General features: G+C 59.2%; 2 protein-coding genes. Both read right to left on the bottom strand.

The genetic code is table 11. The features are described 5' to 3' along the window. A partial coding sequence (locus HGP29_RS28295; protein ID WP_139126077.1) for an MbeD family mobilization/exclusion protein occupies positions 1 to 116 on the bottom strand: 116 nt, incomplete at its 3' end. Between the two features lie 6 nt (positions 117 to 122). Beyond that, complete coding sequence (locus tag HGP29_RS28290; protein ID WP_032433972.1) at positions 123 to 632, bottom strand: MbeB family mobilization protein; 510 nt, start codon at positions 630 to 632, stop codon at positions 123 to 125. Positions 633 to 755: the final 123 nt, after the last annotated feature.

Here is a 755-nt window from a genome sequence, read left to right as displayed (position 1 = left end):
AGCCCTGACATTTTCCGCCATTCCCCGAAGGCGCTCTCCCACTCGTCCAGCCTTTTCGAGTAGTCCTGCTGTAGCTGCTCTAATGCGCTCAGCAACTGTTTTTCCAGCTCGGTCATCGGCACTTACTCCTTCACCAGTCTCAGCGCGTTCTGCTTCGACCGCCCGTTCCCGACCGTCCAGCTCTGCGTCCTGTCTACGGCCGTCCCCTTCGGCAGCACCAGAAAACGTCCGTTGCTGTCTTCCAGGTACGTCACGCCCCAGGTCTTCGCGTTCAGCTTCGACAGCGCTGCGTTCTGCCGGTCGATTTCGGCCAGATTTGACGCTATCAAGCTCCCCTGATACCACAACACCCCGCTCAGGCTGGCGAACAGCAGTCCTGACACCATCGTGATGGTCAGCCATGTCCGCCCGACCATACGCATCACGCTCAGGCGGTTCGACTGCATGGCCGCGCTCATACCCTGCTCGTGGGCGCGGATGGCGGCGCTGATTCTCTTCCCGCTTTCGCTCAGTTCCGCTCTGACAGACTTCTCGTGCTCGCTGAATGCGGCTTTCAGCATTTCGCCGGTACTCTGCTGCTGCGCTTTCGATTTCTGCTCTAAGTCCTTCGCCAGCGTTAAAAGACTGTTCATAGATGGCTCCCTTAAGTCGGATGTTTCGCCCTCCGTCCGGGTCGGCAATGCTGATGCTGCTCTTTGTGGTGCGCACGACCTCAAAACCTGCGCTTTCCAGCGCCTCAGTGACGTCCTGACGCG

It is taken from the genome of Flammeovirga agarivorans, from assembly GCF_012641475.1.
Classification (GTDB): Bacteria; Bacteroidota; Bacteroidia; order Cytophagales; family Flammeovirgaceae; genus Flammeovirga; species Flammeovirga agarivorans.
Note: the sequence above shows the minus strand (reverse complement) of the source record. Positions and strands in the feature narration are given on the sequence as shown.